At 42.3% G+C, this 12,677-nt stretch carries 11 protein-coding genes; 3 read left to right on the plus strand and 8 right to left on the minus strand.

What is annotated here, in order from left to right; translation table 11 throughout:
* Positions 1-2 precede the first annotated feature (2 nt).
* Complete coding sequence (locus ABIL00_03595; GenBank protein ID MEO0109844.1) at positions 3-1,076, plus strand: radical SAM protein; 1,074 nt, start codon at positions 3-5, stop codon at positions 1,074-1,076.
* 21 nt (positions 1,077-1,097) lie between these two features.
* On the opposite strand, the gene tyrS is transcribed toward ABIL00_03595, so the two are convergent.
* From tyrS to rpsR, 4 genes are read right to left on the minus strand one after another with little or no spacing between them, the layout of a single operon-like run.
* Positions 1,098-2,327 (minus strand): tyrosine--tRNA ligase, encoded by a 1,230-nt coding sequence (gene tyrS / locus ABIL00_03600; protein MEO0109845.1) that lies wholly within the window; start codon positions 2,325-2,327, stop codon positions 1,098-1,100.
* Between the two features lie 39 nt (positions 2,328-2,366).
* On the minus strand, positions 2,367-2,849 hold the full coding sequence (locus tag ABIL00_03605; GenBank protein MEO0109846.1) for a bifunctional nuclease family protein: 483 nt from the start codon (positions 2,847-2,849) through the stop codon (positions 2,367-2,369).
* Complete coding sequence (gene rplI, locus ABIL00_03610) at positions 2,846-3,295, minus strand: 50S ribosomal protein L9 (protein ID MEO0109847.1); 450 nt, start codon at positions 3,293-3,295, stop codon at positions 2,846-2,848. Before rplI ends, ABIL00_03605 begins: the two co-directional genes overlap by 4 nt.
* Position 3,296: 1 nt before the next feature.
* Positions 3,297-3,545, minus strand: coding sequence for a 30S ribosomal protein S18 (rpsR, locus tag ABIL00_03615; GenBank protein MEO0109848.1), 249 nt, complete (start codon positions 3,543-3,545; stop codon positions 3,297-3,299).
* A 210-nt stretch (positions 3,546-3,755) separates the two neighbouring features.
* On the opposite strand from rpsR, the gene ABIL00_03620 reads away from it, so the two are divergent.
* A complete protein-coding gene (locus ABIL00_03620) occupies positions 3,756-5,255 on the plus strand; it encodes a hypothetical protein (protein MEO0109849.1) in 1,500 nt (499 codons plus the stop codon).
* 5 nt (positions 5,256-5,260) lie between these two features.
* Here ABIL00_03620 and ABIL00_03625 read toward each other — a convergent pair whose 3' ends face one another.
* Genes ABIL00_03625 through uvrB form a run of 3 tightly spaced genes read right to left on the minus strand, consistent with a single transcriptional unit; the run spans position 5,261 to position 11,436 of the window.
* Positions 5,261-6,211 carry a tetratricopeptide repeat protein gene (locus ABIL00_03625; protein MEO0109850.1) on the minus strand — a complete coding sequence of 317 codons (951 nt, stop codon included), beginning with the start codon at positions 6,209-6,211 and terminating at the stop codon, positions 5,261-5,263.
* On the minus strand, positions 6,201-9,398 hold the full coding sequence (locus ABIL00_03630; GenBank protein MEO0109851.1) for a hypothetical protein: 3,198 nt from the start codon (positions 9,396-9,398) through the stop codon (positions 6,201-6,203). Before ABIL00_03630 ends, ABIL00_03625 begins: the two co-directional genes overlap by 11 nt.
* A 13-nt stretch (positions 9,399-9,411) precedes the next feature.
* The gene (uvrB, locus tag ABIL00_03635; GenBank protein MEO0109852.1) at positions 9,412-11,436 is read right to left on the minus strand and encodes an excinuclease ABC subunit UvrB; all 2,025 of its coding nucleotides are present in this window, start codon (positions 11,434-11,436) and stop codon (positions 9,412-9,414) included.
* Positions 11,437-11,560: 124 nt separating this feature from the next.
* Here uvrB and ABIL00_03640 point away from each other — a divergent pair, with 124 nt between their 5' ends.
* Positions 11,561-11,788: a hypothetical protein gene (locus ABIL00_03640; GenBank protein MEO0109853.1), complete on the plus strand. Its 228-nt coding sequence runs from the start codon at positions 11,561-11,563 to the stop codon at positions 11,786-11,788.
* A gap of 32 nt (positions 11,789-11,820) precedes the next feature.
* Here ABIL00_03640 and ABIL00_03645 read toward each other — a convergent pair.
* Positions 11,821-12,677: transposase family protein (locus ABIL00_03645; GenBank protein ID MEO0109854.1), on the minus strand; the 857-nt coding region annotated here is incomplete at its 5' end.

Here is a 12,677-nt window from a genome sequence, read left to right on the forward strand (position 1 = left end):
AGATGAGATGTCAAATTTGTAATAAAGATTCGGAGGAGATTAGTAAGTATCTTCCCTTCTGTTTTGATTGTCTAAAGAGGGAGTTTCCTAAGGTGAAAGAGAAGATTTCGCAGATCCACGTCGCAACGAGAAGGGAATTTAATCTACCAGAGGGAGTTCCCAAAGAAGGTATAAGATGTGGACAGTGTGGAAATAATTGTTCTCCGGGGAGAGGAGAAAGGGGTTACTGCGGATTGATTAAAAATGAGGGAGGGAAAATAATCTTTCCGGATTTTGGTCTCCTTGACTTTTATCTTGACCCTTTGCCGACCAATTGTGTGGCGGATTGGGTTTGTCCCGGGGGTACCGGAGTGGGTTTTCCCAAATATGCCTATCGCAATGGTCCAGAATACGGTTATAAGAATCTGGCAGTCTTCTTTCGCCACTGCACCTTCAATTGTCTTTTTTGCCAGAATTGGCACTTCCGGAAACCAACGAGCCACTTTTACCAGATTGAAGATATTCTTTCCGTCTTAAATGATAATATCTCCTGCATTTGCTATTTTGGTGGTGATCCGACACCGAATATTAAATTTGCCCTCAAATTATCCGAAAAGATCCTCAGTTCGGTCAATCGGATATTCCGAATCTGTTGGGAGACAAACGGTTCCGCTAATAGGGATTATATTAAAAGGATGATGGAACTCTCTCTCATCTCCGGTGGGATATTGAAAATTGACCTGAAGGCTTTTTCCCGGGAGATCTCTTTTGCCCTCTGTGGGGTGAGCAATGAGAATACGATTAAAAATATTGAGTATTGCGCTCAGTTCTTTAATAAAAGAGAGATTCCCCCTCCCTTAGTAGTTTCCACCCTTCTCGTTCCTGGTTACATTGGAGAAGATGAGATTACTCTGATGGCGAAATTTTTGGCTGGGATTAATAAAAAAATCCCTTGGGCGCTTTTAGGTTTTTCTCCCCAATTTTACCTTTCTGATTTACCTCCCACTTCTCGCCGACAAGCAGAAAGGGCATTAGCCATCGCCAAAGAGTTCGGCTTAGAGAATGTCCGTCTTGGGAATATCCATCTTCTCAAATAGATACCCGAGGAATTGAAAAGATTAAACGGGAGGGAGAATTTTGAGGAATTTCCTTTTGCCCACCTTAATCGTCCTTTCCTTTTCTAAGGAAAGGAGATGATTGATATCGGTGATCCGCTCCCCATCAACATAAACTGCACCTTCGGTAATTTTTCTTCGCGCCTCGCTTTTGGAAGGGAGGAGTTTGGCAAGGTGGAGAAGTTCTACCAATAACATCCTTTCCTTTGGCGCTTGAAAGGTTGGAATCACCTCGGGTAATTCTTTATACTTAAAGATGCGGTCGAATTCCTCCGCTGCCTTTTCTGCTTCCGCGGCGGAGTGGTAGATGGTGACAATATCCTTCGCCAATAGGGACTTTAACTCTCTGGGATTTTCGCCAGATTTTAATTGCGTCTTTATCTTCTTTATCTCTTCTGGGGAACGATTGGTAGCAAGGGAGAAGTAGCGGACAATCAGCGTATCGGGAATGGACATAATTTTCCCGTACATCTCTAAGGGCGGTTCGGTAATTGCCACATAGTTTTTGTAGGATTTGCTCATCTTCAATTTCCCATCCAGACCCTCTAAAAGGGGAACGGTGATGATTACCTGCGGGGGAAGGTTATATTCCTTCATCAACTCCCGACCGACGAGGAGGTTCCAATACTGGTCGGCACCACCTAATTCCACATCCGCTCTGGTAGCAATGGAGTCATAACCCTGAAAAAGAGGATAGAGGATCTCATGGAGATAGACCGGATTTCCTTCCTTCAGTCTTTTAGCAAAATCTTCTCTCTCTAAGATCCGCGCCAGGGTGTATTTAGAGGTGAGGTTAATTATCTCTTCGGCACTTAAAGCATCGTTCCATTCCGAATTGTAGCGGAATTCGGTCTTCTCCGGAATGAGTATCTTAAAGATCTGCTCTCGGTATCTTGCCATATTTTCCTTGATCTCTTCCTTAGTGAGTTGGGGACGAGTCTTGGAGCGTCCCGAGGGGTCACCAATCCGACCGGTGAAATCACCGACGATAAGAACGGCGGTATGTCCCAATTCTTGAAACTGACGCAACTTCCGTAGGACAACCGCAAAGCCTAAATGAATTTCTGGACCGGAGGCGTCAATCCCTAATTTTATCCGCAATGGTTTCTTATGAAGGATTGAGTTTTTTAATTTTTCTATCAATTCCGATTCGGTTATTAAATCCTGGCAGGGAACCGGTCTCTCCTTTATTACCGCTAATTGTTCTTCTGCATCCTTCAATAATTTTAACATTTTTTAGAAGGATCAGTTAACCGTAGCCGAGAATGGGAGTTAAATTTGAAAGTCGCCTAAGTCTTCCGGTTCGGTTTTTCTTAACCAGTCCTCAATCTCTTTAATGCGGTCTTCGTCAGTTTCGGGGATAACAATTCCGCAACTTGCCATTACTTCCTCCTCGCAGAAAATTGGGCAATTGACCTTTAAGGCTAAACCGACAGAGTCAGAAGGTCGAGCGTCAATGACGATTTTGTTCCCTTCCCTTTCCATGATTATCTCAGCAAAGAAGGTGTTATCCCTTATTTCGGTAATCACCACCCTTTGAATCTTTCCACCCAGTCCTTCAACCAATCTTTTCATTAGGTCAAGGGTCAAGGGTCGTTCAAATTTTACCTTTTCTAAGGCGTACATAATAGCCGCGGCTTCGGCGGGTCCAATGAAAATAGGTAGCACGCGGTTACCCGAGACTTCCTTTAAGAAGACGACCGGGGACCGGGTCTTTTCGTCAAATTTCACTCCGGTCACTTTTACTTCAATCACTTCTCCTCCCTTTTTAAGACCCAAAGTTTTAGGAAGGTCTTAATTTCGGGTTCTAACCTGATGGGGATGTCATAAACCCCAGGGGACTTGATTGGTTCTTCTAAGATGACTTCCTTTTTATCAATTACCACCCCTTCCTTTTTGAGAAGTTCCGCAATATCACCAGCAGTGATGCGGCCGAAGCTACCTTCTTCTCCGAAAGTTAACTCCGTCTTAAGGATGAGCGTTTCAATTTTCTTGGCATACTCCTGGGCTTTTTGTTTCCTTCGGATAATTTTGGCTTCTTTTTGCCGCTTTATCTCTTCCCAATGTTTTATGAGAGAAGGAGTGGCGGGTAGAGCCAGGTTTTGGGGTATAAGATAATTCCGAGCGTAACCATCCCGGACATTCACAATTTCACCTTCTTTTCCTAAATTAGGGACTTCTTTTTTTAGTATCACCTTCATTTCACTTCACCACATAAGGTAAGAGGGCAAGATTTCTTGCTCTCTTTATCGCCTTAGTTAGAGAGCGTTGGTGCTTAGCACAGAGACCGGTAACCTTCGCCGGCAAAATTTTTCCCCTTTCGGTTAAAAAGTTCCTTAAAGTCGGTTCTTTATAATCAATCTTCTTTATATTCCGTTCGCAAAAAGAACAACCCTTTTTCATAGAAAAGTATAATAAAGAAAAAAGAGAAAAAGTCAAGCGCAATGTCATGAAAGGACAATCGGGAGGGGATAATAGAGGAAGTGGCAGGGCTCACTTCTTCATCTTAATAAATGGGATAAAAGTTGCCTTTTTCAGGACAAAAGCATAAATTGCTATTAGTCTTATTGATAAACTGTCCGAGATAACGTCGGAACCTAAGAGAAAACCAAACCTTTGACATTTTCCTAAATTATAATATAATAAAAAGTGGAGGGATATATGAAATACTTAATTTCAGTCGTCTTTTTAGTCTTGCCACTCCTCGCCCAAGATGTGGGAGTGACGAAAATCTTTGCTCCCTCGGGCATAATTGAACCCGGCCCAGTAAATTGCCGGGCGCAGATAAAGAATTTCACCTCCCAAGAGGAGAGCCTCTTTGTCTACTTTTCCATTTCTCTTGTTAACGGGGGAAGGGTTTATTATGAGTCTTCTTTTGTCAAGATTAACGGGAATGCGACCCAGAATGTCTCTTTCCCCTCTTGGAACGCAACCCTGGGTAGTTATCTTCCGAGATGCTCAACCGCTCTTTTGGGTGATGTCAATCCAATCAATGATACCATAAGCGAAAAGGTTTTGGTCTTAGCAATCACACCGGGTCAGTGGATTTCCCGGGAGAGTATGCCGGCCGGACCGGACAAAAAAAGGGTGAAGGACGGCGGAGCGATGGTTGACGGCTCAAAAGGGAGGGATAAGTTCATCTACGCGATAAAGGGAGGAAATACCAGGGAGTTCTATCGTTACGATGCGATTCTTAACCAATGGTTGCCGAGGAGAGAGGTTCCGGTTGACCCATTAAATCCCAAGAATGTGAAGAATGGTGGTTCTATCTGCAAAGAAGGAGATTATATTTATCTGATAAAGGGAAATAAGACCTTAGAGTTCTGGGCTTATGATATTGGGGGTGATAGTTGGCTCCGAAAGCGAAGTGTACCTTCCGGACCAGAAGGAAAGATGCTCAAAGGCGGTAGTTTCATCACCAGAGGAAAAATCCTGAATAAGAACTATATCTTCTTGATTAAAGGTGGCACCAGAGAGTTTTATGCTTATGATATTGCAAACGATACCTGGATTTCGCGGCGGGAGACTCCTTATTTGGAAAGGGAGACAAAGATAAAGGATGGCAGTTGTCTCGTTTATGATGGTGAGGGTCATCTCTATCTATTAAAAGGCGGTTACAATGAGTTATTCCTTTATGATTGTGATAATGATACTTGGAGTCCAAGAAAGCCGATGCCTCTTTACGGTCGGGAGATGAGGAAAAAGAAGGCGAAGAAGGGAGCAGCGATGGTTTACGAACGGGGTAACGATATTATCTATGCCTTAAAAGGCGGTGGGACAAATGAATTCTGGGCTTATTTTGTGGAAGGTGACTCCTGGCACGAATTGGCATCAGTTCCCTTAGGGGAGAGAGGGAAAAAGGTGAAGGGTGGTGCTGGCCTCTCCTTAACTGCGGGTCAGGTCTTTGCCCTTAAAGGTGGTGGCACTAATGAACTCTGGATGTATACCCAACCACAATTTCCTTTCCTCTCAGGAGTTCCTTTGGGAAAAGGGGAAGAAGAGAAATTATCTTCTTTCATCAGGTCGGAAGATTTGCGGCTCGTTGGCAAATCCCTTCTTTATGATGCTTCTGGACGATTGATTTACCAAAACCGATTGAGAAAAGGTATCTACTTCTTAAAGAGGGGAAAGGATTTTATTAAGGTAGTGGTGATAAGATAAAAATTTTAGTGAACCCCGCCCTTCTTTTCCGGTTTTAATAGAGAACGGGCGATTGGGGCAGAAGAAGAAGAAGGGTAGCGCGTGATTAACTCTTCTAAGATATTCATTGCCCTTTTCTCATCGTTCATTCCTTGGTAAATTTTTGCCAGTTGGAGAAGAGCCTTACTGACGAAAAAGGCGGTGGTATCCCGATTGATTATCCCTTCTAATAATTTTATTGCCTGGTCGGTTTTTCTATTCTTTTCGTAGATTTCTGCTAAGAGGATTTGGGCAAGAGGGGAAGGAGATTTCTTCAATTCTTCCTCCGCTTCCTTATCTTCACCAATCTCTAAGAGGCGATAGGCTCTAATTAGGGGTTTTAGGTCCTCACCCGAAGCGGAGAGGAGATTTAATTCGTAAAGGGTGTTTCTTAAATCACTTTTGGGAAACTTCTTAGAAAATTGTCGGGTATACTCCAAGCAAGAATCAAACTCTTCGGCTAAGAAGAAGAATTTTGCTAAGTAATATAATTTCTTCTCGGTTTCCTTTGGGATTTCCCGAATTTTTTTTTGGGCTTCTTTGAGATTATTCTTTTTTAATAACGCCCTTGCCTCTTGAAGATAAGTTTCCTCCATCTCCGACGATAGTTTTAAACCCGCTTTTGCTATTTCTCCATATATCTCTTGGGCAAGATTAAACTCCCCTTTCTCTTCGCAGTATTTCGCCAAACCTTCCCACTCCTTTATCGGTATTTTCTTTAATTCTCTTTTTGCCGATCGGGCGTCTTTCAGATTTACATACAAGCGGAATAGTTCTGGGGCGTGAAGCCTTTCGTCTTTCTTTTCTTTACGGTCTTTGAGGTAAATCCCAATTGCCTCTTTATATTTTCCTTCTTTAACTAACTCTTTTGCCTTCTTTAAGTCCGCAGCAAAAATAATGAGAGAAAGGAGAGAGAGCAGGAATAGTTTACTCTTCATAAATTAGGGCATCAAAATATTCTTTGATGAGGCGATAATATTCTCGGGGATAATTTTCTTGCAGTGCCTTCAGAAGTTCCTCTTGGAGGAGCCTCTTCTTTTCTCCCAGGTCCTGGGGGAGGATTGGTCTCTCTTCAATCTGAAACTCCTTTCCCACTTCCCTTTCTCTTTTTTCTTCTGCCTCCTTTTTTCTGATGCTTCGCTCCACATCCAAAAGTCTTTGGAAGACCTTCTCTTCTCTTTCTACCAGTTCTCGGGTGATATTTAATTTCTCCATATCCTCCTCAATCTTTTTCATCTCCTCAATTATCCCTTCCATCGCTCCGGTCAAACCCGGTTTCTCACTCAACCCTTTCATCATCTCTTCTAATCTTTCCCTTAAGGAACGGTGTCGTCCCAAAATTCTTTGGAGGGCAGATAATTGTTCACTGGATAGGGGAGAGGGAATCGGGATGGGCATCCCTCCCATTTTGGAAAGGATTTCCGACATCTCATTTAATCCCTGAGAGAGGGCAGAAAGGAAGTCGTCTAAACCACCACCCATCCCACCTTTCTGGGCAAGGGTTAAAAGGAAAAGGATGTTTTCTATTGTGTTATTGAGATTAACCTTGGCTTCCGAAAATTTATTCTCGCCTCCGGAATAATTTTTTTCAAATAAAAGATTCCCACCTTCTTCTAAGGCACTAATCGCTTTGAGGAGGTCATCGGCTAAACGGGGAGAGATGGAAAGGGAGCGGGCGGAAAGGGCTAAGATACTATCTGCCACATTTTTTGTTCCTTCGGCAAGCCCTCGGCTTTTGCCGATTAAATCATCCACTTCTCTTCGCTCTTTGGTCGCCTTCTCCAAGTCTTCGGTGTATTCGGTAATCTGGCAGAGTTCTAAGGCGTAGTGCCATAACTTATCAATAATTTCTTGGTGGCGTTTCTTTTTCATCCCTTGAGTTAGTTCGCGCAACTTCTTTTGCATCTGGGATAGTTGACGGCGGAGGTTTTCGGAGCGGTTTTTTGCCTCACCCAATTTTCCTTCTCCTATTTTCTCTCTTATCCTTTCTGCCATTTTGGAAAATGGCTTCTCTGCCAATTCCTTTTTTATCTCTTCTAAAATTTCCTGTAACTCTTTTTCCGAGAGTTGTAAATCGTTCAGTTCTTTCTCCCAGGACTTTAATGCATCCGCAATCTCTTTTTCCCTTTCCGCCAATTTCTCCTTAGGGATCTTATTTATTTCTTCTTCCAAAGACTTCTGTTTTTTCCCCATCTCCGCCAGTTTCTTTTCCAGTTCCGAAAGTTTTGCTTCCTCCTGCAACCTTTTTAAGATTTCAATTGACCTTGCCAATTGGTTTTTTAATTCCTCAGTCGTCATCTTCATCTTTTTCAAGATTTGAGAGAGGTCCGCTGATTTCTTCTCTAAGGCGTCACGGAGTTTGGCGATGGCGGATTTTAGTTCTTGGGGTAGAATCTCGGAAAGGAGTTTTTCCAATTCCTCTAACTTTTCCATCGTCTCCCGGTCGTAGACCGCACTCTCTAAAAGTTCTTCCATCATCTCGGCCACTTCTTCTCGTAATTTTTTTAAGGCGGAAAGGATTTCTTCTTTTTTCTCTAAGGTGGCTTCTAATGCCCGCTTCTCTTCCCAGGATAGTTTTCTTTCCTTTTTGAGCGAAGAGATAAGGTCTTCAATCTCCTCGGAAATCTTTTCCGATTCTTGGAGTTGGGTGGAGAGAGAAGACTTTATTTCTTCCCTTTTCTCAATCGTCTGGGAATAGATTTCGGTGAGGGTGGGGAAGCGGAGTTTATATTCATTAGATTTGCTAAATTTTGCTCCGGCAGGGTCATTATCCGAAATGAGGGCATAATAGATTAACTCATCACCGGGTAAAAGATTTATTTTCGTTAAATCCCAAACGAAGGCGACGGTATCGGTCCTTTTCTTAGGGAAGCGGGAATAGAATTTTATCTTTTCTTCTGGGTGCTCTTTATGATGATAAAAGAGGGATATTTCACCGATGCCAAAATCATCTAAACCGACAAGATAAAGTAGAATCTTCATACTTTCGGGAATATCCAGATCGCGCCCGGGAAGGAGAAAACGGACGAAAGGTTGTTCATCCGGGAGATAACTGATTTTGATTGGGTAAGTTTTCTCGGCCTCCTTCTCTGCTAACTTTACTAACAAGGTGGTATCACCGGTCGCAAAAAAAGAGAAAGAGAAGGTGTCGGTTTTAGGATATTGGGTAGCGAGTTTGCCATCGCGCAAAAGGAGAATGTCAGTCAATTTATTAGCCTTGCCATTAATTCTAATTTCTGTGCCTTTGAGGCAGTTAATCTCCTTGGGGAAGTCAATCCGAGAAGAAGGGAGGACAGTATAAGGGGGAGGGGAGAGGAAAACTTCTAATCGCAAAAGTTCGGGTGGAATAAGAAGTCTAATTATCCCCTTTTCCGAAAGCCGATTGAAGACCTTAACATAATAGGTAACTTCCTGATTGGGAGACAATTGATATTCAGTACGATTATTCTTGAATTTTAACGGCAGGACCTTTCCTTTTTTCCCATTGGATAAAGGCTCAAGATAGAGCGAACCGGAGGAGAATTGATAAGGTGATTTGATTTCAATCCCAATTTTTACTTCCTGATTGGGTAAGGTGAAAATCTCTTTTGGGTGAAGGGAAATTATGAGAGGGATTTTGTTAGGCGAGAATAGGGAATAGAGGGAGAAGAGGAATTTTTTGGGAAAGAAGAAAGCGAAGATAGTTAAGATAGTAACGGTGGCAAGAAAAGAGATTACCCCTTTTCTTAAAAGTTGGCGGTTGACAATTTTGTTTACAGGTAATTTCTTAATGATTTCGTAGGTCTCATTAATTGCGGCATCAATCAAAGAAGGGGAATAATTCTCTTTGCCCTTTATCAGTTGCTGATAATCTTGAGCCAGGGAGACACCAGGGACGATCTTCCCTTTTGCTTCGGTGAATTTTTCTTCTAAGAGATAAGCCGTCTTAATTCGGGAGTAGTTTTGGAAAAAGGGAAAGTCTCTAAATGACCGGTAAGTATAGAGGAGGAAAAGGAAGAGAAGGGAAGAGAAAAGAAGAGCCAAAGGTGAAGGAATGTTGGCGAAGAGAAAGAGGAGGAGAAGGAGGAAGGTGAGAAGGAAAAAAAGAGAGGCAGAAAGGTCATTGGTCAATCTCTTTTTTCTCAATTGGTCTATAAAATTAAGAAGTTTCACTTCGCCTCTTTTTCCGCCGGATGAATTTTAGGGTCTCTTGGGAGAGTTCTTCCCGAATCTCTTTAATCTTATCCCGAATCTTTGCCGCCTTTTCAAATTCTAAGTTTTCTGCAGCTTTTTTCATCTCTTCGGTCAAAATCTCTAAGAGTTTTATCTTATCCTCTTCGCTAATCTCTTCTATCTCCTTATCATAATCCCCTTTGGCATCAGCAACGACCGTTGTCTTTATCACCTGCTCGTAAGACTTTTCAATACTCTTCGGTGTGATATTATGCCTTTTATTATACTCAATCTGCTTCTGCCGCCTTCTTTCGGTTTCCGCCAATGCCCTTCTAATGGAACTGGTGATATGGTCGGCATAGATAATTACCTCTCCCCGGACATTACGGGCGGCGCGACCGGCAGTCTGGATTAAAGAACGGGCATCCCTTAAAAAACCTTCTTTATCACCATCAAGGATTGCCACTAAGGAGACCTCAGGTAAATCTAAACCTTCTCGGAGTAAATTTATACCCACTAAGCAGTCAAATTTTCCCAGACGCAACTCCCTTAAAATCTCCACTCGGTCAATGGGCGCGATTTCGGAATGGAGGTACTTTACCCTAATCCCCATCTCTGACAAATATTCGGCCGTATCTTCGGCTAACCTTTTGGTTAAAGTTGTTACCAGTACCCGTTCCTTTCTTTCCGCCCTTTTCTTAATCTCGTTTAATAGGTCATCAATCTGTCCGGTGGTTGGTCTGATAGTCATCTTTGGGTCAACTAAACCCGTCGGTCGGACAATCTGCTCCACGAATTTTCCATCGCACTTCTCAATCTCGTAATCGCCCGGGGTAGCAGAAGTGAAGATGACCTGATTGATTAATGTTTCAAACTCCTCAAATTTTAATGGTCGGTTATCAAGACAGGAGGGAAGGCGGAAGCCATATTCCACCAAAATCTCCTTTCTTGCCCGGTCACCCCGATACATCCCGTAAATCTGCGGAATTGTGACATGGGATTCGTCAATGACCATTAAGTAATCCTTCGGAAAATAGTCTAAAAGACAATAAGGCCTCTCTCCGGGTTTCCGACCGGAGAGGTGCCGGGAATAATTTTCAATCCCTGGGCAATAACCGAATTCTCTAATCATTTCTATGTCAAATCTCGTCCTTTGGGTAAGTCTCTGGGCTTCTAAGAGTTTCCCTTGTTCTTTTAACTCTTGGACCCTCTCTTCCAATTCCTCTTCAATTGAGGCAATCGCCCTTTCCAAACGGGATTTATTACTAATAAAATACTTAGCCGGATAGATGACAACCCTCTCTTTTTTCTCTATGGTGTCCCCGGTTAAGATATCAAATACCCGAATCTCTTCTATCCTTTCTCCGGAGAAATAAAGTCTAATTCCATAGTCCCGATGGGAGGGATGGATTTCCATTGTCTCACCCCGAACTCGGAAGGTGGCGCGTTTCAACTCTAAGTCGTTTCGGGCATATTGGAGGTCAACCAATCTTTCTAAGATTTCGTCCCGGGTTAGAGACTTATTGATGTCAATTGGGAATAGACTCTCCTTAAATTCCCAGGGTTCACCTAAATTATAAATACAGGAGACCGAGGCGACAATTATCACATCCCGTCTTTCAATTAAAGAGGAGGTGGCACAGAGCCGTAATTTTTCAATCTCTTCATTGATGGAGGCGTCCTTTTCAATATACAAATCAATCTCCGGGACATAGGCTTCGGGCTGGTAATAGTCATAATAAGAGATGAAATATTCCACCGCATTTTCTGGAAAGAACTGCTTAAACTCACCGTAGAGTTGGGCGGCAAGGGTCTTATTGTGGGAGATGACAATCGTCGGTTTTTGCACCCTCTCAATAACATTGGCAATAGTAAAGGTCTTACCAGAGCCAGTGACGCCCAAAAGGGTCTGAAATTTTTTGCCTGCTTCTATTCCCGCCACTAACTTCTCAATCGCTTCCGGCTGGTCACCGGTTGGCTTAAAAGGTGCCTTTAACTTAAATTTCATCAAAAAATTATAGACCGAAAATTATTTAAGTCAATCTTTGCCTTTTTATGATTGAAAATGGAATAGGAAGATGAGCAAAATCGTGTCCAAATTAAAAATCTGCTAAAAAGTCGTCATCGGGGATTTAATGAGGAACTTAATTCCAAGCCTAATAGAGGATGTAATGGAGGGTGTAATCGGAGGCGTAATAAGGGGTCTAATAGGAAGCCTAATAGAGGGTGTAATAGAAAATCTAACCCCGAGCCTAATCAGGGGTTTAACCCGAAGCCGAAATGAGAGCCGAAGGCATAATTATCTGGAAAATGGAAAAGGATTCACAGCGTCTTTCATCAAAATAAAATCTTACCATAGTTAGGATATGAATTTTGTTGATAATTTGGATGTTTTTCATTCTTCATCTCCTAGGGAAAGAGTATATTTCTTATGGTATGCCTCGTCAAGTCTTTTTAGAAGTTGGGTTATTTCATTAAACATTTCTAAGTAAGAGAGGGAAGATTTCCGTTTTATTATCTCCTGTTTCTTCTCCTCCTCTACTTCCTTTGCTTTTAAAACCCGATTGAATGGCGTATCAACTTCATACTTTTTATATACCTTACCGCCAATCCGTTCTCTCTTTACCAATTTCATTGTCGGAAGGAAATAATTATGCAAAAGGGAAATAGTTCTTAAAAGACGGTCTAAAATTTCATACTCCTCTTCGGTATCATACCGCCGATAACCAACATAAGACCGCACCATTGTCCAATGCCGACTTTCCACATAAGGGGCATCATTTTTATGATAGTCACGAGAACGGGTATATTTAATCCCCTGCTCTTTGGTATAACCTAAAACAAAGGCATTAATAAACTCACTGCCATTATCAACATGGCGGGTATGAATCTTAAAAGGGACAGTTTGGTCAATATCTCTTAATGCCTGAAGGGTCCAGATTTGAGCCTTGTTCTTTAATGCCCTAAGTTCTGTCCAGCCGGTATTGATTTCTGTTTCCGTTAGCGTATAACAGAAAGTCCCTTTTGAAGAAACCCCGCCGTGATGCACCAAATCAATCTCCGTATAGCCAATCGGGCTCTCTTTTGGTTTATCAAAATAACTCTCCACCGGAATTTGCTTTTTTATTATTGAGGCGTGGGGATGTGGCTTATATCGCCGTTTTAATCTTGCCTTCTCTTTAACTCTTCTTAATAGTCTATCACAAGTAGCTGGGCTAATTTTGAGAAGTTTTTCTTTGCTCTCCTTTGGGG

It is taken from the genome of candidate division WOR-3 bacterium (genome assembly GCA_039801905.1).
Classification (GTDB): domain Bacteria; phylum Hydrothermota; class Tepidihabitantia; order Tepidihabitantales; family JBDRVQ01; genus JBDRVQ01.

Coding starts and splice junctions, on each gene's coding strand:
- ABIL00_03595 (MEO0109844.1), top strand. CDS start 3: ATGAGATGTCAAATTTGTAATAAAGATTCGGAGGAGATTAGTAAGTAT.
- tyrS (MEO0109845.1), bottom strand. CDS start 2,327: ATGTTAAAATTATTGAAGGATGCAGAAGAACAATTAGCGGTAATAAAG.
- rplI (MEO0109847.1), bottom strand. CDS start 3,295: ATGAAGGTGATACTAAAAAAAGAAGTCCCTAATTTAGGAAAAGAAGGT.
- rpsR (MEO0109848.1), bottom strand. CDS start 3,545: ATGACATTGCGCTTGACTTTTTCTCTTTTTTCTTTATTATACTTTTCT.
- ABIL00_03620 (MEO0109849.1), top strand. CDS start 3,756: ATGAAATACTTAATTTCAGTCGTCTTTTTAGTCTTGCCACTCCTCGCC.
- ABIL00_03625 (MEO0109850.1), bottom strand. CDS start 6,211: ATGAAGAGTAAACTATTCCTGCTCTCTCTCCTTTCTCTCATTATTTTT.
- ABIL00_03640 (MEO0109853.1), top strand. CDS start 11,561: ATGAGGAACTTAATTCCAAGCCTAATAGAGGATGTAATGGAGGGTGTA.